The sequence below is a fragment of the Paenibacillus endoradicis genome, assembly GCF_024721975.1.
The window spans coordinates 108,328-131,468 of sequence record NZ_JANQBB010000003.1 but is presented as its reverse complement, the minus strand read 5'-3'; the positions used below and the strand labels follow the sequence as shown (position 1 = coordinate 131,468).

The window sequence follows — 23,141 nt, the reverse complement described above, 5'->3', positions numbered from 1 at the left end:
CTCCTACTGAATATATGATACCTTGTTAAAGTAAAGATTTTATATATGAGATATTATGCTGTAGTAAGGACTCCGTTGATTGAGATGAACTGAAATCCTCCATACTCAACCAACCATCATATCCGATCGCCCTCAATGCCTTTATTACACGATGCCATTGAACAGCTCCTTTATCTATAGCACTCCAATGTACTTGCCAAATAGCAGCCTCACTATCATCGGAAGTTAACAAGGCATATGACGCATTTTTCACATGTACATGAGTTAAATAATCACCAATCATCTCAAGTCCCATCTGATAATGTTCATAACCCTCATGTACCATATTGCCAGGATCATAAATGATCCCGATGCAACTCGGATCAAATCCTTCTACCAATCGAAGTGCCGCAGATGCACTACAGGCAATATTGCCATGATGTGTCTCAATAGCTCCCTTTACCTTATACTGTTGTGCTAGTTGTTGCACTTGATCAAGATAAGCTCTACCATCAGCAAGACATTGCTGATACGAGATCGTGCCGTCATACGATGGGACTCCAATACGAATAGACGGAGCTCCTAACTGTTGTGCAGCCTTCATCGCTCGCTCAGTAGCAATCAAATCTCCACACGTTATATACGATGCAAGGTTAGGTTGTGAAAGTCCGAATCCCTTACTCAAATTACTTACATACTGAAGTTGTTCAATCGTTGAGCTAGCAGGTACTGTTGAGTAGTTATTTCCCCAAAATGATGGCGCTTCACTCGATTTTGTTAGGTCAGGATCGATAAAACGCCACTCTACTCCATCATATTGATTATCACTAAGCAGTTGTACCGTCTGCTCTATATTACAATCAGGCATCATTACAGTAAATACTGAAAACTTCATATTAACTCCTCCTAAAACTTTTTATTATGTTCAGTTCTACCGACTTATGTAGCGGAGAGAACTAATCACTAGTGGAAAAGCGGTAGCGTTCGTTTTTGTCCTCGGATTTATACCACTATTACCTTTACGATAAATCCGAGGACAACGGAGATTGGAAAAGTAATTAGTTCTCCGAGCGGGCTCCGATTGAAACAGTAATTAGTTCTCGGAACGGGCTCCGATTGTAATAGCATATCACTGTCATGATTCATATACTTTTCTCTTATTGATCGCTTTTTCATTTCAATTGATTATAATTGACTATATAAAGAAATAATCAACTATAGAAGATGGAGGAATTATGGCCTTACTATACCGCTTAATAACTGATGCTGATTTTCAAGAAGCATTGGATAAAGAAAAAAAGATTCGTGTCTTTCAAGATAATCAAATTATTGATAACAAAGCAATCATTGTACGCTTTGATGAACAAAAAATAGTAACTCAAGCATCAGTTGGTGATATTACTTATCACACTCGCCAAACTTGCGAATTTTTCTTACTGAAAGCTAACAAGTAATAAGAGCTGCGCAAACAGTACGTTGCTCCAATCGGCTTTTATACAAGGATTTATCGATTTTGTTGAAGGTATATATCCTTGGATAAGACCGAATATTACCACTTTTCCACATCAACTGTTTGCTCCGCTACTTCAATGTTTTTTATTACTCTAACGAAATGAACATAACGGAATAAAAAATGCAGATAGTAGAGGAATGGTACTCATCCTCTACTATCTGCATTTATAAATTTAGAACAATGATTACTACACAAAGGCAGGAACAACCACTTTGAGTTCAGATACGATGCTCATTTGCGGCTCAAGGAGAACTCACTAGATGTTTTTTTGCATCCGTAAGTCTTTAGTTAATACGCTTTTATGAAATAATATACTTAATATAATACTTGTTAATGCAGCTGCACCTGTATGCGTAAATAGAATCAATAGTTGATACTTAACAGCTTCTATTGGACTTGCGCCGGCAATAATCATTCCGGTCATCATCCCAGGCAATTGAACTACCCCTACAGTCTTGAGACTGTCGATTGTAGGAATCATACTGAATTTCACAGAACGAGCAAGTAAGCTTTGTAATGCTTGTTTGCCATTCGCTCCAAGTGCGAGTAAAGTTTCTATATCTCCGCGTGATGCTTCAACTTCTCGTTTCAATTGAGTAAGAAACAAACTAGACACTACCATTGCATTACCGATCGTCATCCCACTAAGTGGGATAATATATTGAGCAGTTGGCTCAATTATTTTCATGCCCAGTAAGATTAACATAACAAATATTTCTATAATGAAAATGCATAATGCAATTTTCCACATGGCTCCGCGAAACCCTTTGCCTCGCTTTGCTCCATTATGAGCAGCCACCAAAATCATAATGCTAATAATCGCAAAAAATAACCAGATGTTTTCCGTAGCGAACACATAATTGAGAATATATCCAATAGCAATAAGCTGAATACTTGCACGTATTGTACCTATAAAAATATCTTTCTCTAGCAGTAATTTCTTCTTCATTGAAATAAATATCGTTACGGCTATGAATAATAAAGTAAAGCTTAAACTTAGCATGCTCATGCAGAAGTTTCCTCCCGACATATCGTTACGTGATGCTCCGCAAAATACCATTGCTCACTACTAACCCGCTTCACCTGATTAGGGTCATGAGAGATCCAAACGAATGAACCATTTGTTTCCTCAATCCATTGGAGCAATAGTGATTCTACTAAATCACGATTATGTGTATCAAGTGAGCCGGTCACCTCATCGAGCAATAATATTTTTGGTTCCAACAATAAGCCACGAATAAGTGCAATTCGCTGCTTCTCTCCTCCTGAAAGACTTTCTGCTGAAGTTTGCCAATCCAATTGCTGAAGTCCACATTGATTCATCAATTGCTGTGCTTTATCTTGTTGAAAAACTCTTCCATGAAGTAGGCTTGGCAACTGCAAATTATCTTTAACTGTCCCTGGCAACATTACTGCTTGCTGTGCAACGTAATGAATCTGTTGTCTCCAAAGCATAACATCGCATCGTGAAGCTTCGACATTATGCCAATACAACTGTCCGTTATTCGGAACATCTAATCGAGCAATAATTTTTAATAAACTAGTTTTTCCTTGTCCGGACTCGCCTGTACAACAGATTCGGTGTCCATCTGTAATATTGACACATACATGTTGAAATAAGTGCTTCTCTGAGAGGTCTTCTTGAAAGCTTTTACTAATATTTCTTAGTTCAAGCATTACCGTCACATATCCACCTACTCTATCCCATTTATTCAAGTCTCTACCAACAATGAAGCTACTCATGTAGCTAACCATTCAATATTTTCTGTTCTTGTTGTAATTCTAATAACCCTTGCGTAATACACATTTCTACTTGTAATGTTTTCAACCCATGCTTAACAAAGTTAATTTTAATTTTGGGGGGCTGTACTTCTTCTATCGTACCTTCGCCGAATTGTTCATGAATAATTACAAGACCTGCTTCAAGCATATTCGCATCTTTAATGGCATTAACGTTTATCGCTTTAACATTTTTCACTGTGCTAAATTGTGTAATCGTCGACGATTGATGATTCACAATGTGATCCAGTTTTTGCTGAATTTGTGATGAGATTGTTTGCTCCAGCATCATCGGCAATAAATTTTGAATACCTTTTACCGCTTGTACAAATTCAGAGGTTTTTGCCCGTTCATTTTGCCATTTTTGCAAAGTAATCAGATGTAAACTATGCCTTGCTCTCGTCATTCCAACATAGAACAATCGAGCGGCCTCTTCCATTAGCTCAACACTATCTTGATCTGTGCGTGATGGAATCACTTGTTGCACTAGATCCATCATATAAACCACATTGAATTCTAGTCCTTTTGCGCTATGTAACGTAGATAGTGTAACAACTGCTTCTCGTTTTTTATTTTTAGCTTGTTTTTGAGCTTGCTCAAGCTCCTTTAATCTGTTAGCAAATTGTTCTAATGTATGTTGACCCTCTGCTATTCCTTCTAGGCTGTTAAGGATACTCATCAAATATTCTTTACGAAAACCTAATCGCTCACATAATCCAATAATTGCTTTATCATATCCTAGATCATTACGAATAAGGCGAATCGCTTCAACAGGGTTCACATCTCGAAGCGATTGTACCGTTTGTTGAGCACGAATAATGAGTTCAGGTTGGTAATCATTCAATTTCACTTTAGCAAGTAACAATTCAAAGATAGATTCCTGCTCATGCAATTGTTTACACTGCAGTATTTGCTGTTTCGATAAGTACACGTTCATTTTCATGGCCAACTTCTCGAAAATATCCATTCTACGATCGGTATAACTTAATCTCATAAAATTCAAAATATCTTCAACAACCCAATGAGAGAAGAAACGATCATCACCATCCTTCATATAGAATGGAATCCCTCTGCGATCAAGTTCATTTACAAGCATAATAGATGAGTAATGATTACGATATAACACTGCAACTTCTTGTAACTGATCAGATTGCTGCAATGCACCTGCTATATAGTTTATTTCTTCTTGTACCGATGGGAAATCATGAATATGAATGAGTTCTCTGGCCGAATTATTAGTAAACATATGTTTAGCATATCGATTATGATTTTTCCGAATAAATTGATTGGCTACCGTTACGATTTCTTGAGAAGAACGATAGTTTTGCTCCATATACATGATTACTGCAGAATGATAATGTTCCTTGAACGATAGCAGATAAGATGGTTCTGCCCCCCTCCAACTGTAGATCGATTGATCATCATCAGCAACGACGCAAAGATTTTGATGATCTTCCACAAGTAGCGCAATAATATGATGTTGAATAAGCGAAGTATCCTGACTTTCATCTGTTAACATAAAACGATATCTACGTTTGTACATATTCCGAATAGCAAGATCTTCTCTTAATGTCTTTTCGGCATAAACAAGCATATCATCGAAATCTAGTAACAACTTATCTTGCGATTGCTTAAATTGTTCATACATTCGTAGGAGCTCGTCCGCCTGCTTCACTTTACAAGGTACAAGATTCCATTGCTCTGACGGGATCATTTTATTTTTCACATAGCTTATATATGACAACAACTCATCAAGCAATTCATCTTTCAGTTTTTCATGAAATAATTTCTCATACAATTGGCGTAATATTATATTTTTATGAAGTCTAACTTCTTGATCTTCTACTTCTTCATCTAATTTTTTGTCATAACCATCAATCACTTCATAAGATATTCCCTGTTTCCGTAATCCTTGTATAACAATCTCAAATGCCAGACTATGAATCGTTGAAAATTTCACTTTCGGAAGCTCAGGGAAAAAGCGTTCATAGCGTAAGCTCATATCACGAGCAGACGCTTTACTGAAGCTGACTGCAATAATTTGGTGTGCTTGAACTTTATGATAGCTGACTAGATATCCGATTCTCATAATAATCGTAGTTGTCTTTCCTGATCCAGGTGATGCAAGTAATAATAACGGACCTTGAAAATGTTCTACAGCTTGTTGTTGGACTTCATTAAGTTGTACCAAATCTTTATATTGTTGCAAAAATGCGTGTAACATAGGCACCTCATATTTATTCTTTAAATCTATAGTTTATACATTCCGTATAACTGAATAATGCCCGTAACATATCAGTCCAATATTAATGGGATGGTATGCTCGGGCATTATATTAAGTTTGTTTTGTAATTAGAAATGGTCCATCTGCTGTAATGGCAAGGGTATGTTCGTATTGAGCTGATAGGCTACCATCTACCGTTCTAGCAGTCCAACCATCAGGATCTACTTTTGCGTGGTATTTTCCAATATTTAGCATAGGTTCAATGGTTAGAACCATACCCTCTTTCAAGCGTGTTCCTCTGCCTGCTGGTCCATAATGAGGAACTTGTGGCTCTTCATGCATCTCAGATCCGATACCGTGCCCAATAAAGTCACGTACGACAGAGAAGCCTTCAGCCTCAGCATAAACTTGAATCGCATTTGATATGTCACCAATCCGATTACCGATAACAGCTTTCTCAATACCTTTATACATAGATTCTTTCGTGACATCTAGTAATTTTTGTGTTTGAGGAGCAACTTGACCTACACCATATGACCAAGCAGAATCTGCTAGCCAACCATTAAGATTAACAACCATGTCAACCGTTACGATATCGCCATCTTTCAAGATCATTTCCTTACTAGGAAAACCGTGACAGATCACATCGTTAACAGATGCACATGTTGCGAACGGATAACCATGATATCCTTTTTGTTCTGGGGTAGCTCCATGGTCTAGCATAAATTTTTCAGCAAATTTATCGATTTCCATCGTACTTATACCTGGTTTAATCATTTTTGCTATTTCTTTATGACAAGCAGCTAGAATTTCTCCTGCTTGCTTCATTTTCATAATTTCTTCCATTGTTTTAATGACAATCATTTGTATCCCACTTTTCTTTCTTATTATGTCTTCTTCTTACTATATCACATTTACCGTAATTGATGAGTTTTTGCAACTACTTTGTCACTTGATTCACAGTAATAACTTCTGATAATAACATACATCCAGATGCCGATCGAATTTATAGGCCACTTGCGAAATGATACCTTTCAATTGATATTCTTTTGCGGAGAATGCGGCGATACTGCTTTCGTTTTCAGTACAAATTACTGCAATTAACGTGTGAAAACCGTTAGCACGAGCTTGCTCTTCAATAAATTCAAGTGCTCGACTTCCAATACCTCGCCTACCATAACGAACATCAAGATAGATTGTTACTTCTGCAGTACGAAAACAAGCATGTTTTTGGATAAATGGTGATAAAAGTACATAACCAATAACCTCATTATCCTCCTTTATGACAAATGAACAAAATCTCTTTTCATCATGCATCGTTAACTTTGTAATTTTCTCTATTGTGGCGGGTTCTAAATCAAATGATACTGTTGTTGTCTTGACATATTCATTATATATTTCACGAATATATTGAAGATGTTTGATCGATATTGGTTCGAAATGGATCACTTATACGTCTCCTTAATTATCATGTTCATTTCCATGCATATTAATGCTAGATGTGGGAATCGTAAATACCAATTAACATTATTTCGTTTCATTAATTTCATCTAATAAACAAATTTTATAGTTGATAGTCAAAAATTTCAAGGTGTTATGTATAGCTTTTGCAGTATAATGTATGCTTGAGTGTTTTAAAGAAACTCTAAGTCATTTATTCAACAGGAGCTAACAGACGTGAAACAAAACAAAATTGGAATAGTTATTGGTATTATTAGTATAGTAGCATTTCTAACTACATTGATTTCAACGATCATATTTGCCAACAATGTAATAAAAGACGAAGAGCAAAAGTCTGCTTATTACGCTGATTTATATGGTTTAGTAGAAGAAGCTGATGAGATAGATAATGAACCTATTAAATACCCTTCTCAGGAGTATCTAATTGATCAGGAGTCTAACGGGTATAACGCCATTAAGAAATTAAGAGTACTCCATTCTCAATCAGATTACTATCTTATGGGTGGACGTATTGATCATTACACTACTGATGCTGACGAACAATGGTCAAAAATTATGGAATCTACCTTCCTCCAGCAATCTGAATACGAAAGTATTCGGGATAACTTATCGCAAGAGGAAGAGATCGTTAAAGATATGAACAATATGATCGCTTTGCTGAATATTGCTACTAAACAACGCAATCTTGAGGCAATGCGCTATATGCATCGTATTCTACATGATCTTGATCTATATGGTTTCACTGCTCAAGGGGTAACACCGTCAGGATACTGGGGCGCTACCTACGCTGTACCATCTAGCAATAGCTCACAGCTTGATGAGATCACAACATTTATCGAGAAGCATAAAGTTACATCATAACAAAAGAGCGAAAGAACGATTGTATACAATCGTTCTTTCGCTCTTTTTCAATATTTTGACCCAATATTGTATAAGAAATAAATTAATTTACTTTGTTACTACGTCTCATAGTTACTTTTATTGGTAAGGTTGAAAAACGCGTTTTCCATACTTACGTGCAAATTTCTCGTCAGAAGTACATAAGTAGATAATACCTTCAATAAAACCGATAACCGCGGGTATATAGGTCCAGAAAAATAATAAATAGATGATCCCTAGAACTATATTCCCTAAGTAAAATTTATGTACTCCCAATCCACCAAATAAAATTGCAAGTACACCTGCAGCAACTTTACTCTTCGTAGCAACGATAACAGTCTGCCCTTGAGGCTGTAGTGGTGGTGGAGCCTGATGATAAATATTTTGAATAATAGGTTGTTGGTACATTGGCGGTTGTTGCGCATTTGCTGCAGCAGTTTGAGCAGCTGCTACAACTACAATTGCTTCACCACAATATTTACATTGTGTGCTGTTAATGGCGTTAGCCGCACCACATGAAGGGCATTTGTTTTCATTCATTATAATCTCTCCTATTTAATTAATAACTGTTCTCTATGCTTAACAAGCCTTTGGATCTGCTCCATAGTCGCTTGAATTGCAACGATATTATGTTCTTGCTCCGGTTTCAATCGTTGATATAACGTATGTAGCTCGTCAATAATTTCTCGCTCCATCTCACTCACAATAATCTTCTGATTTACTTTAGAAAACGGAGTCGATGCATGTAATCTTTCTTTCAATCGAGCAAATTGATCATGCATAGTAAAATAATTATCCGTATTAGCATGATCTCCGACTACATCGTCAATTTGTATTAGTAACAAAGATAATCGATCACCAGCAGCAGCCACTTGTTCTTGTGCTTCTCGCTCCGCTTCTTGTTTTTTGCCAAATGGCAAAACAATTGCGACTAGCATTATAAATACAAAAGCAATTAGCAGTTGAGCTGTAAAATACCATACAGTATTTGCTTGAAGTAGTAATATTGAAACGATAATAGAAATGAAAGGATAAATCGCTAACAAAGATAGAACGAATACTGAATATGCAATCCCTAACTTATTCATGACTTCTCTAGGAGCTAAAATTACTAGATTCCATATTGCAAGACCGCATAGTAATACGATTAGCATTAACGTAGACTTTGCAGGATTCAAAATCGAGAATAGTGCAAAGAAATAAGTGAAACTTACAATAAGAGCAGCATCAAGTATGAAGCATGCACTTACCTTCAATATTCTAGTTAAATTCATTACGAATTCCCCTCCGTCTTCGTACCACATTCAGCACAAAACTTAGCTCCTACTGCTAGCTCAGCACTACAATGACTACACTTCGGCGAAGCTACGGAACAACCACATTCAGCACAGAATTTCATATTACTAGTTACAGTGGCTTGGCAAGAAGGACAAGACTTCTCTTGTACCATTTTGTTACCACAACCGTAACAAAACTTTGCATTAGCATCATTACTGGTGTGGCAATTAGAGCATTCTATGCGAGAATTTTGCACAGTATTCACAACATTTTGATTCAATGTTTGACCTAGTGTAACGCCAGCACCAGCTCCAATACCTAGACCCAATCCGGCGGCAGCTAAGCCCCCACCACCCTCGTTACCGGCTGCGGTCTCCATCACATCGAATGTACGCTTCACGTTATAACGATTATCGCCAATAATATCAAACGCAGCTTTATCTCCTAAAATACTATTTATTAGTTCGAAGTCTTCGTCTGGGAAATTAATAGAAGTAATATAGAAGTTCAAGACACTAATACCATATCTATCAAACTCCTCATGTAGATTACTCTTCGTTTCACTTGATATATCTTCTAATAACGGCGCGATTTCTAAAACTGAGATTTTACGATTAATAATAATGGATGACACTAATGTCTTTATTTTAGTAACAATTAATCCACGGTAGAACTGTATGACATTATCATATTTCACTACATTTCCATCACCAAGTGAGCCAATTAGTTCAGTTAAGAACACTCGAAAATCTACAATTTTTAATCCGATTTGGCCATGTGCACGAACTCGCATTCGCACAGAATATTTAGGATCTATTAAAGTAATCGGATCTGTCGTACCCCAATACAAATCTAACTTAGCAGTACGATTGATATAATAAATTTCAGCAGAGAACGGAGTGCGATTACCAAAAGGTAAATTAATTAATGAACTTAAAATAGGAATATTGTTCGTGCTTAATGTATATGTACCTGCAGAAAAAACATCTAACACTTGACCGCCTTTAACAAAAACTGCGATTTGGCCTTCTCCAACAATAAGTTGAGATCCTGTATTGAATTCTTCACCAGGGAAACGATATACTACCCATTCACGATTTCTAAGACCGTCGAACTTTACAACATTTAATATCGCCATCTCATAACACCTTCCAACAATTATAATAAGAAACCAATATTATGTATCTTTAATATACTAACACAAATTATTACAAATTTTCATACAAATATTATTTTATACAAAAATAATATTTAGAACATTAAAAGAGCGTTTAACTCCGCATATTTCGCATGAATTAGAATGGATTCTGCTTACATAACTATAACAAAAACTCCCTACATATCGTTTTGTCTGCTTAAAAATACGAAGACAATTCATCATATGGGGGGAGCCTTTTAGTTATACTATTGCACTTCAAATATATAAGTCTACTTTTGTTGTTTTGTGATTAATAGAGTTTTAAAAACATCTTAAACTACGCTGACTTCAAAATACGGTAATACAATACCTCCATAAGCAAAAGCCACTATAATAACAATAGCGGGATGAATCTTCTGAATCTGCATTGCCCAAAAAGCGATTGCAGCTATAATAAGAGATTGAATCCAACCTATACTCTCTATTGAACTTTGACCCATTTCCCAAGTAAGAACTAACATCATAATCGCAATGACAGGTTGAACAAGCAGTCCAATTCCCTTTACTACATTAGATTGGCGATGCTTTTGAAGTACTTTCAATAATACTATAAGAGCAATTGCAGAAGGCACAATTGTTGCAATTAAAGTAATAATTGTCCCTAGCACACCGCCTACATCGTAACCAACAAATGCAGCAATTTTTGTAGCGATAGGTCCTGGCAAAGCATTGCCAAGTGCTAGTATATTAGAAAACTCAGTAGGAGTTGACCATTCATAATTAGTAACAACTTCGCGATACAATAAAGGAATAGACGCAGGTCCTCCCCCGTACCCAAGTACATTCGCAACAAAAAAACCGATAAACAACCATACTAATTCTAACCAATCCATACTATGCTTCTCCTCTCTGTTGTCGTTTCGCCTTCCACTTCGACATTACACGGAAATGCACAGTTCCATAGGATAGAAATACAACAATAACAATAGCGGGATGAATTTCGATTACTTGTAATAATAAGAAGGCCAGAACGAAAGATGCTATACCTATATATACCCCAAGCCCTTTAACTGCTTTTTGTCCGAATTCATACATCATTACACCAAGCATAACAGCTACTACAGGTATAACTGCACTAATCATCCCTTGAATAATGGGTGATGAACTTAAGAAATACACACCTGACATTAATAGAATCATTGCCAAGCTAGAGGGAAAAATATGAGCAAGCACTGAAACTATAGCACCCTTCACCCCCTTTAAACGATAACCCAAATAGGCAGCAATTTTAGTAGCAATCGGACCCGGTAAAGCATTAGCTATAGCTAATATTTCACCGAATTCATCATCATCAATCCATTGATATGTCTTGACTGCTTCATGACGAATTAATGGTATGACAGACGGTCCTCCTCCGAAGCCTAAAATTCCCGTCTTCATCATGCCCCACGTTAATTCAATATAATAGCGTCTTTTTTGCTCTTGTTCCATTATTTATAACCTCATTCCCATACGACTCTTATACCGATTAATTAATAGCTGACAGTCTACACTCATAATTCCTGGCAACACATAAAGCTTTTCTTTCATAAAGCGATCCATTTCCTCATTGTTTCGAAATAGTCCATGCATATGTAATTTACTAGGACCAGTCATATGATACAAACTTGTTACAAATGGCTCTTCAGATAATTGATCTGCAACTTCATGCAAATGCTTTGGCTCTACCTCTACATTAAAAAATGCAGATACCTGTATGCCTACTTTCTCTGGATTAATAACAGCAGTAAATCGTTCAATTACCCCTAATTCGATTAACGTATTTACTCTGCCTTGCACTGCAACACGAGATAACCCTATCGTTTTGGCTAAGTCTGTGTAAGATATCCTCCCATTAACATTGAGTTCCGAGATAATTTTTCTATCAATATCATCAATATTTATGCTATCATTCTCATTTTTTGGTTGATCATTCATTTCTTAACCCACCTCTCACATCCATAACAATATACAAATAGATTGTATTTCCATCATTTTGATTACGATATGTATCAATATACACTCAATTAAGTATATTTTTCAACATATTTTTAGAATCAGCTTACGAATATATTGATTAACCGAATGAAAGATGTTATGTTAGTAAAAAGTTTAATGTCACATTAACTGACATATACGTTACTCGTTATTTTGATATCATTTAATCTATTTTTTCGTGGAGTGATAATTATGAATCAATCAATAATAGGATCAGAAACAATGGTTGTTAGCCCTCATTACTTAGCAACTGCTGCAGGCGCTCGTGTACTATCAGAAGGAGGCAATGCCTTTGATGCAGCTATCGCAATCAGCTCCACATTAGCAGTTGTCTATCCTCATATGACTGGACTTGGAGGAGATTCATTCTGGTTAACTTACCATCATACAGACGGCCAAGTTAGAGGATATAACGCTTCAGGACGTTCTAGCTACCACGCACATATCGGTCAATTCGCGGGGATGAATGCCATTCCCAACAGAGGTATTAAAAGTGCAATCACAGTCCCTGGTATGGTGGATGGTTGGTCAGCCATTCATAACGAATATGGAAAAACAGCTTGGAATGAACTACTCACACCAGCTATTCACTATGCTGAAAATGGCTTCCCTATAACGTATAATCAATATGAACATTCAGCGCAACATCAATCTATGTTATCAGCAGTATCTGAAACCTCCTCTATCTATCTTCCGAATGGTCAGGCATTACCTTCAGGTCAATCATTCAAGCAAACCGACTTAGCTCGTACATTACAAAGGATCGCAATGCATGGACGCGATGAATTTTATAAGGGTGAAACTGGGCAGGAGATCGTCAGATTTATGGAAGCTCATGACGGTTTATTATCGATGTACGATTTCGTTGATCATACAGGGGAATGGGTACAACCGATTACAGGTTCATACAGGGATTATCAACTTTATCAAATGCCCCCAAACTCACAAGGGTTCTCTGGCATTATGACCTTACAAACACTTGAAAATTTCAACCTCTCAGACTCTATAGATCCGAACTCATATGAATATTATCATCTTTGCGTAGAATCACTTAAATTAAGCTTCTTAGATCGCAACAAATATTTGACTGATCCTACTTTCTCATCCGTTCCATTAGATCGATTACTAAGCAAGGAGTATGCTGCACAACTAGCCCAGAAAATTAACTTGAATTATGCTCATCAACAAGACACTATCTCGCTAGGTCAAGATACAGCTTATGCGGCTGTCGTCGATCGCGACGGTAACGCAGTATCATTCATCCAAAGCCTGTACTTTGAGTTTGGCTCAGGGGTAGTGGCAGGAAATACAGGAGTGTTACTACAAAATCGCGGATCTTTCTTCTCACTTGACCCCACTCATATTAATAGACTTGTACCACATAAACGCACTTTCCATACTTTAATGCCCGCAATGGCTTGTCGCGATGGAAAGCCTGCTATTTTATACGGTACGCAGGGCGGTGAAGGTCAGCCACAAACACAAACAGCACTATTTACTAGAATGGTAGATTACGGAATGGATCCTCAGACTGCAATTAATGAACCACGATGGGTATGGGGACGCACATGGGGAGAACCTACTTTAGAGTTGAAAATTGAGAGCCGTGTCTCAGATGACATCATAAGCAAGTTAAATGCAGCAGGACATCTTGTGAATGTTGTTCAACCTTTCGACGGTATTATGGGACACGCACAAGCAATTATGAAAGATAATTACGGTTTTTGGCAAGGCGGAGCAGACCCTAGAAGCAACGGCTCCGCTATAGGCTGGTAATTTGTATATAAGATGGAACTGGAGGATTGATTCTCATGACTAAAAATTGGAACGCATATATCGATGCAGAAATTACGCTAGAAGCTACTGGAAGTGGTCTGCTGAGCGATAAGTCTTTCGCTATAAAAGATGTCTTTGCTATCCAAGGCGTCACTTCTAGTGCGGGAAATCCAGACTGGCTAAGCACACATTCAAGTTCAGAGAAACACGCTGAGGTCTTAACGACGTTACTGCAATCAGGTGCTAATTTACAAGGAACAACGATTACAGATGAATTAATGTACAGCATTAATGGGGAGAATTTTCACTACGGAACGCCGAATAATCCTAATGCTCTCGGTCGAATTCCTGGAGGATCTTCTAGCGGATCCGCTGTAGCAGTTGCTGCTGGCCTAGTAGATTTTGCAATCGGTACAGATACAGGTGGTTCCGTACGAGTACCCTCCTCTTACAGTGGTATTTATGGTATTCGACCTACACACGCTAGCATTTCAACAGAAGGTCTTATCCCATTAGCACCAAGCTTCGACACCGTAGGTTGGATGGCTAGAGACGCTGACACTTTATTGCTAGTTGGAAAGGTACTACTTGCTAATAAAATCAACAATTTACCCTCTAATAATCTGATGAAGCCTTTCACCAAAATCATTATTGCGACGGATATGTGGGAATTAACTGATGAGCATACGAAAGACATGCTAAACCGCGCATTACCTTCCATTAATAAGATGATTACGAACATAAAGAGATTACCTATTGCCGAAGAACGTCTTGAACAATGGATGAATACATTCCGTCAATTGCAAGGCGCTGAAATTTGGCAAGCACACGGAGAATGGATAACGGTAACCAATCCCACATTCGGGCCAGGAATTGCTGAGAGATTTGCATGGGCGAGCACCATTGACCCTACCAATCTAACGGATGCAACAACGATGCGTCAGCAAATAATGGCGACAATGAACCTTATGCTCGACGAAGATACTCTTATTATTGCGCCCGTTACGCCTTCGATCGCTCCCTTTGTTAACGAACAAGGTGAGCAAGTTGAACGCCGTCGTAATCAGACACTGCAACTAAGCTGTGTATCTGGGCTAGCCGGATTACCTCAAGTTTCTATTCCTCTGAAAGGTGAAGCGGGGCTCCCAATTGGACTATCGGTTATCGCTGGAAAACATCAAGATATCCGATTATTACAATGGGTATCACAGTTATCTAAGCTATTTCTAGCTGATCTGCAATAATTAAAATACACTTATACTTCTATAAAGTCTAAAAAATCCGAGTAAGAAGCTATCGTAGCTTTCCACTCGGATTTTCAGTCTAAACTATAACTTTAGTTAATTCATTTGATGTTACGTATAATGCCTGAACCTTCATAAACATACATCTATCACTCGTTAACGACTGGATTAAACAAAGTGTCAAAACCGCTAATCGTACATTCGGCAGTATCACCATCAACGATTGGAATTGCTCCTGGGGTACCTGTTAAAATAATATCTCCTGGTAGAAGCGTCATAAATTGCGAATGGAAGGCAACCGCATAAGCAGGATCAAATCTCATATGTCCTACGCGATTTTTGTGGTGAACATTGCCATTCACACTACTTTCCACCTCAATCTCCATCAAATTAGGAAATTCATCTAGTGTTATTAACTGCGAAGATAAACTAAAAAATGTATCATAACTTTTTGCCCTTGTTAGAAAGCGCGGATTTCTCGCATGAACATCTACTGCTGTAATATCTAATGTTGCTGTAAATCCAGCAATATATTCGATTGCATTTTCAATAGAAACATGACGACACTTTCTGCCAATAACGATAGCCAATTCCGCCTCAGAATTAATTTGACCTACGCCTGCGGGTAGAACAATTGCCTCTCCTGGACCGATCAAACTAGTCGTCGGCTTCATAAATCCAACAGGTTCAATAGAGTGATCTAATTGCTTAAGTTCGGCCTCAGATTGAACATAGTTGAATCCAATCCCCCATATTTTTGGAGGATTACGATATAGAGGTGCATGTGAATAATCTTCTTCCTTAATAGTGGGAAGCATTTCAATCTGTTGCCACCCACCGCCAACCAGCCAATTTTGCATCCTCATAATACAAGTAGTCGAAAGCAACTGTAACATATTAATCGGCCAACTTGTTCCGCACTCAGCATTAATAGCAGAGAGCATAATTAGACCACGCGGTGTTTCGAGTGCAACCTGTTCTAATAATTCATACCGAATAGTAACTAATTTCAAAACCGTTCACCTCAATGATGATGCAACATATTTTTCAAGTTTTTATTTGTGCTAATAGATGTGTGGATGAAGCAACAAAACCGTAACATTGCTTCACATTATAATACGTAGCTTCTTCACAGAACGCTGGTGAATTCGTAGCACTACAATCTGATAATAGAATGCTGTCATATCCGAGATTAACCGCATCTTGTAATGTCCCCATGACACACTGATCAAGATTAACTCCTGCGAAAAGTAATGTATCAACTTTAAGATTGCGCAAAATACTATCTAATGGCGTATCACAGAACCCACTCATCCGGTATTTATCAACATAGATATCCTCACTAGATGTATCGAGCTCAGAAATAATAGCAGCACTCCAACTTCCTTTCTCAAGGACATGTGAACCGTTATTCGGAAGTCTACCACCCAAACCAATATCATCGCCCGCCATATTATATACGTGAAAAACGGAGGGATTAACATTGGCACGGTCCTCTCGGTTCCCCCAGTTAACCCAAATAATCGGTACGTTATGGATACGTAGTTCCGGTAATAAAGCATTTAGCGGGTCGATTGGACGTCTAGCTGGATTATAATCGGCTCCGATATGATCTAACCAACCACCCTCGCTACAAAAATCATTTTGCATATCAATAACTACGAGAGCCGTTACAGCCAGATTAATTGTGACATGCTGCGGTTCTGCATAAAATGATATGTCTTTACTAGAAGGAAACACTCGCCTTAAATCCGCATGAGACTTTGACACATTCCAGTAATTACGATCAAGTCCAATTTTCCGCATGCTTTCGGTCATATCAATCAGCCTTTCGGACAAAGAATTTTCAAATCTTCTTCATCTAAATTCAACTGGATTCCTGATTTAATCAATGTTGAGAAACCATCATCTGGAATCATTGTTGTTAATGTATACAAGCGTGTATTACCCGTATTAACAAGAGCATGATCAAATCCTCTAGGAACTACAATATGAGCACCCGCAGATACTGGAATCTCTTCATTCCCAACAATCGCAATTCCTTCACCAAATAGCACATAAAAATGTTCAAATGCTGTATCATGCTTATTAGGCGGTGTCTTTCCGCCAATATCAAAAATCTCAATACAATTCATGAAAGGATAGTGATCACCATCTGTTAACAATACAAATTTATTCGTATCTTTCGGTGAAATTTTGTAAACGGGTAATTGATCAACTTTCGCTGCTAAAATTTTAGTAATATCCATAATATATCTCTCCATTTCATAATTAAGTTATTTTTGATTTACGTAGGCTAAAGCTAGCTTGGTGGAATTTCCCTCCAGAGTGATTAACGATGCGTGATTAACCTCGGCTTTCGTCCAATAATCGCTGTCCTTTGCCATGTAACATATCTTCAATTTCTTTCAAAGTGGGGTAATGGACTGCAATACTGGATCGACTTATTGCTACAGCGGAGGCTGCTGTCGCATAACATATCGCTTCATTAATAGTAGCCCCACCTACATAGCGATTCATAAATACACTAGCAAAAATATCTCCTGCTGCTAATGAATTAGAAGTTGCTACTTCAATAGATGGATATGACCACATACCTTGTTCACTTTTTACGACACAACCACTCTTCCCTCTCATACAAATAATAATGTCTGGCCCAAGGTTATAAAGATCAAGTAGAGATTTCTCAATACTCATTGCTAATGGACTAAGATAATGCAATGCCGATTCATTCACGAATATGATAGTCGCAAGCGCGATGCTGTCTTTTACCCCCTCCACTCCCCATGACTTCACTGATAATGCTTCAATATCCAAAGAACTTGATATGCCAAGCTTTCTACATTCTCTTAACAATGAATCAACATAAGGTTTGAGAAATAAATGTGTATGCAAATGGTTGATTTCTTGCAGATCATATAGTGCAACTTCTTCTGGGGCAGGCAATCGACTTTCCTCCATTGGAGGTGATAGTACAACTGCCTTTTCCCCATAATCATCTACCATAATGATTGATGTCGGCGTCTGAGCGTTAAAAATATGATGAAGAGATGATTCGACTCCGTTAAGCTCTAATAATTGTAATAACTGAATACCTATTGAATCATTGCCTACCCAACCAAGAACACTGGCACGTGTTCCAATTTTGGCGGATTGATTAGCAAAGTGAACAGCAGTCCCCCCAGGTGCCCAATTAACTTGATGAGCAAATACTTTCTCATTATTTACTGGAAGTTCATTGACATGATATATACCATCCATAACAATGTTCCCAAAACTTAATATCCGCTGTTCTAGATCCATGTTCTCAACTCCCTATACCTACAGATAATCTACCTGCTCGTAAACAAATCCCCAACAACGAATGCATGACTACGACAACAAGCTTTGAGTTGTGTTAAGTACTGGTTTCAGTATATTAAATGGCGTAATGTTATGTAAACATATATGACATCACTTTGGATCACAACATGAATAACCATTATGTTTTTGTATTTATACACAATGATAATAATTTTTTTATCGACTTTTCATAGAATATGTTATATTTTATTACATATAGAGTTAATAGGAGGGATACCCCCATGAATCTCACCGTCGAAGAAGCTCTCCAAATTTATCCATTATCTAGAGCGAGAATCGTAGCAGGAGCAGAAGGATTGAATCGAATTATAAAATCTGTTAATACGATGGATGCTCCTGATGTAACAGATTGGATTAAAGCTGGGGAAATGGTGTTCACTACTGCATTTGCAATCAAAGATACTCCTGAGGACTTTTTAAAATTGTTGCAAAAACTCAATCATAGTAATGCTGCGGGGCTCGGTATTAAGTTAGGACGGTATTGGAATGAAATTCCATTTACTGTAATTAATGAGGCTAATCGATTACATTTTCCATTAATAGAATTACCTTATGAATTCACTTTTGCTGATCAAATGAATGCTCTGATAGAGAATGAGATTGAAAAAAACACACGTCAACTTCATGATGCACTTACCATTCAGAAAAACCTCGTCAGATTTGCATTACAACCTGGTGATTCAGAACATTATTTCGAACGTATTGGTGAGATTCTATCTCATCCGATCGCTATCGTCGGTACAAGAGGGCAGATACTCTACAATACTTGCAGCTGGTCGGAGGATGAGTTACTTAAGGATTGGCCTTGGAATCCAAGATATGCTAAGAAGCGGGCTACCCAAGGATGGATCTGTGCGGTTCCTTTAATGCAAGAGGAAGAATGCAGTGGCTACTTACTCATCATGCCTAACAACTCAAATGCCATTCAAAAAGAAGAAGTGCTGTTCCATCAAGCAGCTGAAATATTATCCTTTCATATGGATCGGTTTCAAGACGACTATCAGTCTATCGACAGTTATCATTGGACATTAGCTATTGATCGATATCTCCAACGTAAAATATCACCAGAGCAATTTCTAGAACAAACTCGTTCTTTGCAGACTCAGACTCAGGAAATTGCATATATCTGTATTAAAACTGCCATTAGTTCACAGCAGCTTCCCTCCCTTTCCAAGGATTTGCGTAAATTAAGAAGAGAGCTTATGTATCATCCTTACCTACAACAAAAGAGATGTTATCATCTTTTCCACAACGAACATATGATTTCTATTATCACTTTGCCAGAACACGAAAGAAAACATCTAACGATTATCGATTTTTCACATCAAATAAGTTCGGTATTCGAAGAACTACTACTTGATAATGACCCTGTTGATCTTCGTTGCTACATTAGTAAGCCAAAATATAATTTAGCTGATTTACTCGAAGCAAAAGATGAATGTGAGCATGCTGAGCACCTAAGCGAAAAGCTTAATTTATCACGTAAAGTAACACTTTTTTCTAATTTGGAATTTAATTATATTTTTCAGCATATCCCGGCAAATGTATTATCTCAATTTAGCACAAATTTACTTCGACCTTTACTGGACAAAAATGTTGAGTATTCCTCAGAAATGATCAAAACATTAGATACTTTTCTAGAGCATGAAGCAAATGTAACGGATACAGCGCAAGCACTCTATGTACATCGTAACACCGTACTATACCGTCTTGACAAAGCAAGCGAGTTATTAGAAATTGATTTGAAGAAAGTTAGTCATCTTATGCAACTCAAATTAGCTTTACTGTTTAGAAAATTAGCAAAAGATTCTGATTAAGCATAAGAAATGCCGAGAGTAGGGGCAACTTTAATCCCCTTCTCTCAGCATTTCTTTGATATATCTTTATAAAATTACTCTACCGTTTGCAGTTGTAGCTTTTCTCTTGCCTCTAGTGTAGCTGTAACCATATTGCGAAGTGCATCGATTGTTTCAGTTTCTTTACGTGTTTTAAGTCCACAATCTGGATTAATCCAGAATATCTTCGGACTAAGCACTTGAAGCGCACGATCAATCATCGATGTCATTTCTGCTACCGCTGGAACTCTTGGACTATGAATATCATATACGCCTAGACCAATACCTTGCGGATACGTATTCTGTTCAAAACTACCAATTAATTCACCGTGGCTACGTGATGTTTCTATAGAGATAACATCGGCATCCATAGATTCAATAGAAGCAATCATATCATGGAAATCACAATAACACATATGTGTATGAATCTGTGTCGTCGCTTGTACAGAACTAGTGGTCATACGGAATGCGCGAATGGACCAATCCAAATATGATTGTTGTTCTTCCGATTTTAATGGTAGACCTTCTCTAACCGCCGGCTCATCTACTTGAATAATTGGAATTCCTGCTGCTTCTAAAGCTTCAACCTCTTGGCGCAATGCATAAGCTAGTTGATAAGCAATTTCTTCTCTAGCAATATCTTGTCTAACAAACGACCAGTTCATAATCGTGATTGGTCCTGTCAACATCCCTTTTACAGGTTTTTTCGTTTGCTCTTGAGCATATACTGTTTCTTTCAATGTCATCGGCTCATTAAATGTTACATCTCCGTAGATTACAGGAGGCTTAACACAACGAGAACCATAAGATTGTACCCAGCCATTTTTCGTAAATACAAATCCACCTAATTTCTCCCCGAAAAACTCAACCATATCTGTACGTTCAAATTCACCATGAACGAGCACATCTAACCCAAGTTGCTCTTGAATAATAATCCAGCGATCAATTTCCGCCTCGATAAATGCGTTATAACGTTCTTCGTTCCACTCGCCTTTACGCCATAACTGCCTAGCTTGACGAACTTCCAACGATTGTGGGAAGCTTCCGATTGTTGTTGTTGGTAATATTGGAAGCTCTAATTTCTGTTGTTGTTCATCATAACGGTTAGCAAAAGGAACAGATCTTTCTAAACCTGTTTTTTTCAAGTCGTCAATCGTTGCATATACTTGTTGTTGATTACGTTGCTCTAAGTTATTGAATATGGCGAATGCAGCTTTGTCTTGTTCGATTTGAGTCAAGTATCCAATATCTACACAATTAATCGCTTGCGTTAATTGAACGATTTCTACTAATTTCTCATCTGCATACGCCATAACATTACGAATAGCTTCTGGCAATTTATCTTCACGAGTTAAGCTCACAGGGACATGTAGTAAGCTGCATGAAGATTGTACCCATAATTGCTCGTCTCCTACTTTCTCTTTCAATGATTGAAGGAGTTGATGCTGCTCTGACAGATTAGCCTTCCAAATGTTCCGCCCGTCAATGACGCCCGCTCCCAATACTTTATTTGCTGGGAATCCAGACTGTTTAATATGTTGAAGATTTTGCTTAGCCCCATGTACAAAGTCTAATCCTATACCTGCTACTGGTAATTGAACAATCTCTTCATATCGTTCGATACTTTCAAAATACGTTTGCAACATAATTTGTAACTTCGGTGCTGATTGAGCTAACACGCTATAGATATTCTGTATTATAACAAGATCCTCGTCGGAAAGTTGTTGAACTAATGCTGGTTCATCAACTTGAATCCACTGTACTCCCGCTTGTTCAAGCTGCTGTAAGATTTGTACATATAATGGAAGAAGTTTTTCAATCCATGTATTAAATTGATCAGCCTTGTAACCTTTAGATAATTTTACGAACGTAAACAATCCTAACAATACAGGTTTGCTTTCGATATTCAATTGTTGTTTTGCTTCTTGATAAGCAAGTAACGGACGATTTACCGTTAATTGCGGCTCTATATTTCCAAGCTCAGGTACGATGTAATGATAGTTCGTATTGAACCATTTCGTCATTTCACTTGCTGTAGCATCCTTCGAACCACGAGCGATTTCATAGTAAAGCTGTGTCGAAACTTCTCCGCCATTATATTGGAATCGCTGTGGAATTAAGCCTAACATTGTTGAGGTATCCAGTACTTGGTCATATAGACTGAAATCATTTACTGGAATAAGATCAATTCCCGCTTCTTTTTGCTTACTAAGATGTTGTAGACGAATTTCTTGTAACTGACTTAGTAATTGTTGTTCATTGATTTGTTCATTCCAAAAACTTTCTAAAGCCTTTTTCCATTGACGTTGTTCTCCAATACGTGGATAACCAAGAACACTACTTTTCACCATCACAATCGCTCCCTTAAATTCATTTGATTTAAGAGTATCATGTTATTCACATTATAAGTAATTCTGAAAAACTATATTTAGATATAGTTTTTATCTATATCAATATTTAGTTAGACATACAGTAATCTCCTTTGTACTAGCAAGAGAGATTGGCTTAATTGTTACATTACTGCTCAGAAGAGGTGAAACATATTGACTACATTAACGTATACAAATCTATATAAACAGATTTTACCATCAATGGTAACTGTAATAATTAGTGGGCAATACCCATTAACCATTGT

Annotated in this window: 22 protein-coding genes; 5 read left to right on the top strand and 17 right to left on the bottom strand. The window is 37.5% G+C overall.

Features of this window, described 5'->3' with window-relative positions; translation table 11 throughout:
* Positions 1 to 25: 25 nt before the first annotated feature.
* Positions 26 to 874: a sugar phosphate isomerase/epimerase family protein gene (locus NV377_RS10915; RefSeq protein ID WP_258201254.1), complete on the bottom strand. Its 849-nt coding sequence runs from the start codon at positions 872 to 874 to the stop codon at positions 26 to 28.
* A gap of 340 nt (positions 875 to 1,214) precedes the next feature.
* Here NV377_RS10915 and NV377_RS10910 point away from each other — a divergent pair, with 340 nt between their 5' ends.
* Complete coding sequence (locus tag NV377_RS10910; RefSeq protein ID WP_258201253.1) at positions 1,215 to 1,433, top strand: hypothetical protein; 219 nt, start codon at positions 1,215 to 1,217, stop codon at positions 1,431 to 1,433.
* Positions 1,434 to 1,748: 315 nt separating this feature from the next.
* On the opposite strand, the gene NV377_RS10905 is transcribed toward NV377_RS10910, so the two are convergent.
* The 5 genes from NV377_RS10905 to NV377_RS10885 all read right to left on the bottom strand — a co-directional run bounded on the left by NV377_RS10905 (position 1,749) and on the right by NV377_RS10885 (position 6,944).
* The gene (locus tag NV377_RS10905; protein WP_258201252.1) at positions 1,749 to 2,501 is read right to left on the bottom strand and encodes an ABC transporter permease; all 753 of its coding nucleotides are present in this window, start codon (positions 2,499 to 2,501) and stop codon (positions 1,749 to 1,751) included.
* Positions 2,498 to 3,235, bottom strand: a complete 738-nt coding sequence (locus tag NV377_RS10900) for an ABC transporter ATP-binding protein (RefSeq protein WP_258201251.1) — start codon at positions 3,233 to 3,235, stop codon at positions 2,498 to 2,500. The genes NV377_RS10905 and NV377_RS10900 overlap by 4 nt, the downstream gene beginning before the upstream one ends.
* 4 nt (positions 3,236 to 3,239) lie before the next feature.
* Positions 3,240 to 5,495: an ATP-dependent helicase gene (locus NV377_RS10895; RefSeq protein ID WP_258201250.1), complete on the bottom strand. Its 2,256-nt coding sequence runs from the start codon at positions 5,493 to 5,495 to the stop codon at positions 3,240 to 3,242.
* Between the two features lie 111 nt (positions 5,496 to 5,606).
* Positions 5,607 to 6,359, bottom strand: coding sequence for a type I methionyl aminopeptidase (gene map / locus NV377_RS10890; RefSeq protein ID WP_258201249.1), 753 nt, complete (start codon positions 6,357 to 6,359; stop codon positions 5,607 to 5,609).
* Between the two features lie 93 nt (positions 6,360 to 6,452).
* Positions 6,453 to 6,944, bottom strand: a complete 492-nt coding sequence (locus tag NV377_RS10885) for a GNAT family N-acetyltransferase (RefSeq protein WP_258201248.1) — start codon at positions 6,942 to 6,944, stop codon at positions 6,453 to 6,455.
* 228 nt (positions 6,945 to 7,172) lie between these two features.
* Between NV377_RS10885 and NV377_RS10880 the strand changes: the two genes are divergently transcribed.
* Positions 7,173 to 7,817, top strand: a complete 645-nt coding sequence (locus NV377_RS10880) for a hypothetical protein (protein ID WP_258201247.1) — start codon at positions 7,173 to 7,175, stop codon at positions 7,815 to 7,817.
* 117 nt (positions 7,818 to 7,934) lie between these two features.
* Here the strand turns inward: NV377_RS10880 and NV377_RS10875 are convergent, their stop codons facing one another.
* The 6 genes from NV377_RS10875 to chrS form a co-directional block, all read right to left on the bottom strand.
* Positions 7,935 to 8,168 (bottom strand): TM2 domain-containing protein, encoded by a 234-nt coding sequence (locus tag NV377_RS10875; RefSeq protein WP_258201415.1) that lies wholly within the window; start codon positions 8,166 to 8,168, stop codon positions 7,935 to 7,937.
* 218 nt (positions 8,169 to 8,386) lie between these two features.
* Complete coding sequence (locus tag NV377_RS10870; protein WP_258201246.1) at positions 8,387 to 9,109, bottom strand: hypothetical protein; 723 nt, start codon at positions 9,107 to 9,109, stop codon at positions 8,387 to 8,389.
* Positions 9,109 to 10,251, bottom strand: coding sequence for an SPFH domain-containing protein (locus NV377_RS10865; protein WP_258201245.1), 1,143 nt, complete (start codon positions 10,249 to 10,251; stop codon positions 9,109 to 9,111). Before NV377_RS10865 ends, NV377_RS10870 begins: the two co-directional genes overlap by 1 nt.
* Positions 10,252 to 10,583: 332 nt before the next feature.
* Entirely contained in the window at positions 10,584 to 11,144 is a 561-nt protein-coding gene (chrA, locus tag NV377_RS10860) for a chromate efflux transporter ChrA (RefSeq protein ID WP_258201244.1), read from the bottom strand.
* A gap of 1 nt (position 11,145) precedes the next feature.
* Entirely contained in the window at positions 11,146 to 11,742 is a 597-nt protein-coding gene (gene chrB / locus NV377_RS10855) for a chromate efflux transporter ChrB (RefSeq protein ID WP_258201243.1), read from the bottom strand.
* A 3-nt stretch (positions 11,743 to 11,745) separates the two neighbouring features.
* Positions 11,746 to 12,228, bottom strand: a complete 483-nt coding sequence (chrS, locus tag NV377_RS10850; RefSeq protein WP_258201242.1) for a chromate efflux transcriptional regulator ChrS — start codon at positions 12,226 to 12,228, stop codon at positions 11,746 to 11,748.
* Positions 12,229 to 12,480: 252 nt separating this feature from the next.
* On the opposite strand from chrS, the gene ggt reads away from it, so the two are divergent.
* Positions 12,481 to 14,064 (top strand): gamma-glutamyltransferase, encoded by a 1,584-nt coding sequence (ggt, locus tag NV377_RS10845; RefSeq protein ID WP_258201241.1) that lies wholly within the window; start codon positions 12,481 to 12,483, stop codon positions 14,062 to 14,064.
* Positions 14,065 to 14,099: 35 nt separating this feature from the next.
* On the top strand, positions 14,100 to 15,308 hold the full coding sequence (locus tag NV377_RS10840) for an amidase (RefSeq protein ID WP_258201240.1): 1,209 nt from the start codon (positions 14,100 to 14,102) through the stop codon (positions 15,306 to 15,308).
* Positions 15,309 to 15,457: 149 nt separating this feature from the next.
* Here the strand turns inward: NV377_RS10840 and NV377_RS10835 are convergent, their stop codons facing one another.
* From NV377_RS10835 to NV377_RS10820, 4 genes are all read right to left on the bottom strand, one after another.
* Positions 15,458 to 16,321 (bottom strand): fumarylacetoacetate hydrolase family protein, encoded by an 864-nt coding sequence (locus NV377_RS10835; RefSeq protein WP_258201239.1) that lies wholly within the window; start codon positions 16,319 to 16,321, stop codon positions 15,458 to 15,460.
* A gap of 34 nt (positions 16,322 to 16,355) precedes the next feature.
* Entirely contained in the window at positions 16,356 to 17,126 is a 771-nt protein-coding gene (locus tag NV377_RS10830; RefSeq protein WP_258201238.1) for a cysteine hydrolase family protein, read from the bottom strand.
* Between the two features lie 5 nt (positions 17,127 to 17,131).
* Positions 17,132 to 17,557, bottom strand: coding sequence for a cupin domain-containing protein (locus NV377_RS10825; RefSeq protein WP_258201237.1), 426 nt, complete (start codon positions 17,555 to 17,557; stop codon positions 17,132 to 17,134).
* A gap of 97 nt (positions 17,558 to 17,654) precedes the next feature.
* Positions 17,655 to 18,611: a carbohydrate kinase family protein gene (locus NV377_RS10820; RefSeq protein ID WP_258201236.1), complete on the bottom strand. Its 957-nt coding sequence runs from the start codon at positions 18,609 to 18,611 to the stop codon at positions 17,655 to 17,657.
* 281 nt (positions 18,612 to 18,892) lie between these two features.
* On the opposite strand from NV377_RS10820, the gene NV377_RS10815 reads away from it, so the two are divergent.
* On the top strand, positions 18,893 to 20,488 hold the full coding sequence (locus NV377_RS10815) for a PucR family transcriptional regulator (protein ID WP_258201235.1): 1,596 nt from the start codon (positions 18,893 to 18,895) through the stop codon (positions 20,486 to 20,488).
* Between the two features lie 74 nt (positions 20,489 to 20,562).
* On the opposite strand, the gene metE is transcribed toward NV377_RS10815, so the two are convergent.
* Positions 20,563 to 22,857: a 5-methyltetrahydropteroyltriglutamate--homocysteine S-methyltransferase gene (gene metE / locus NV377_RS10810; protein ID WP_308860120.1), complete on the bottom strand. Its 2,295-nt coding sequence runs from the start codon at positions 22,855 to 22,857 to the stop codon at positions 20,563 to 20,565.
* Positions 22,858 to 23,141 lie beyond the last annotated feature (284 nt).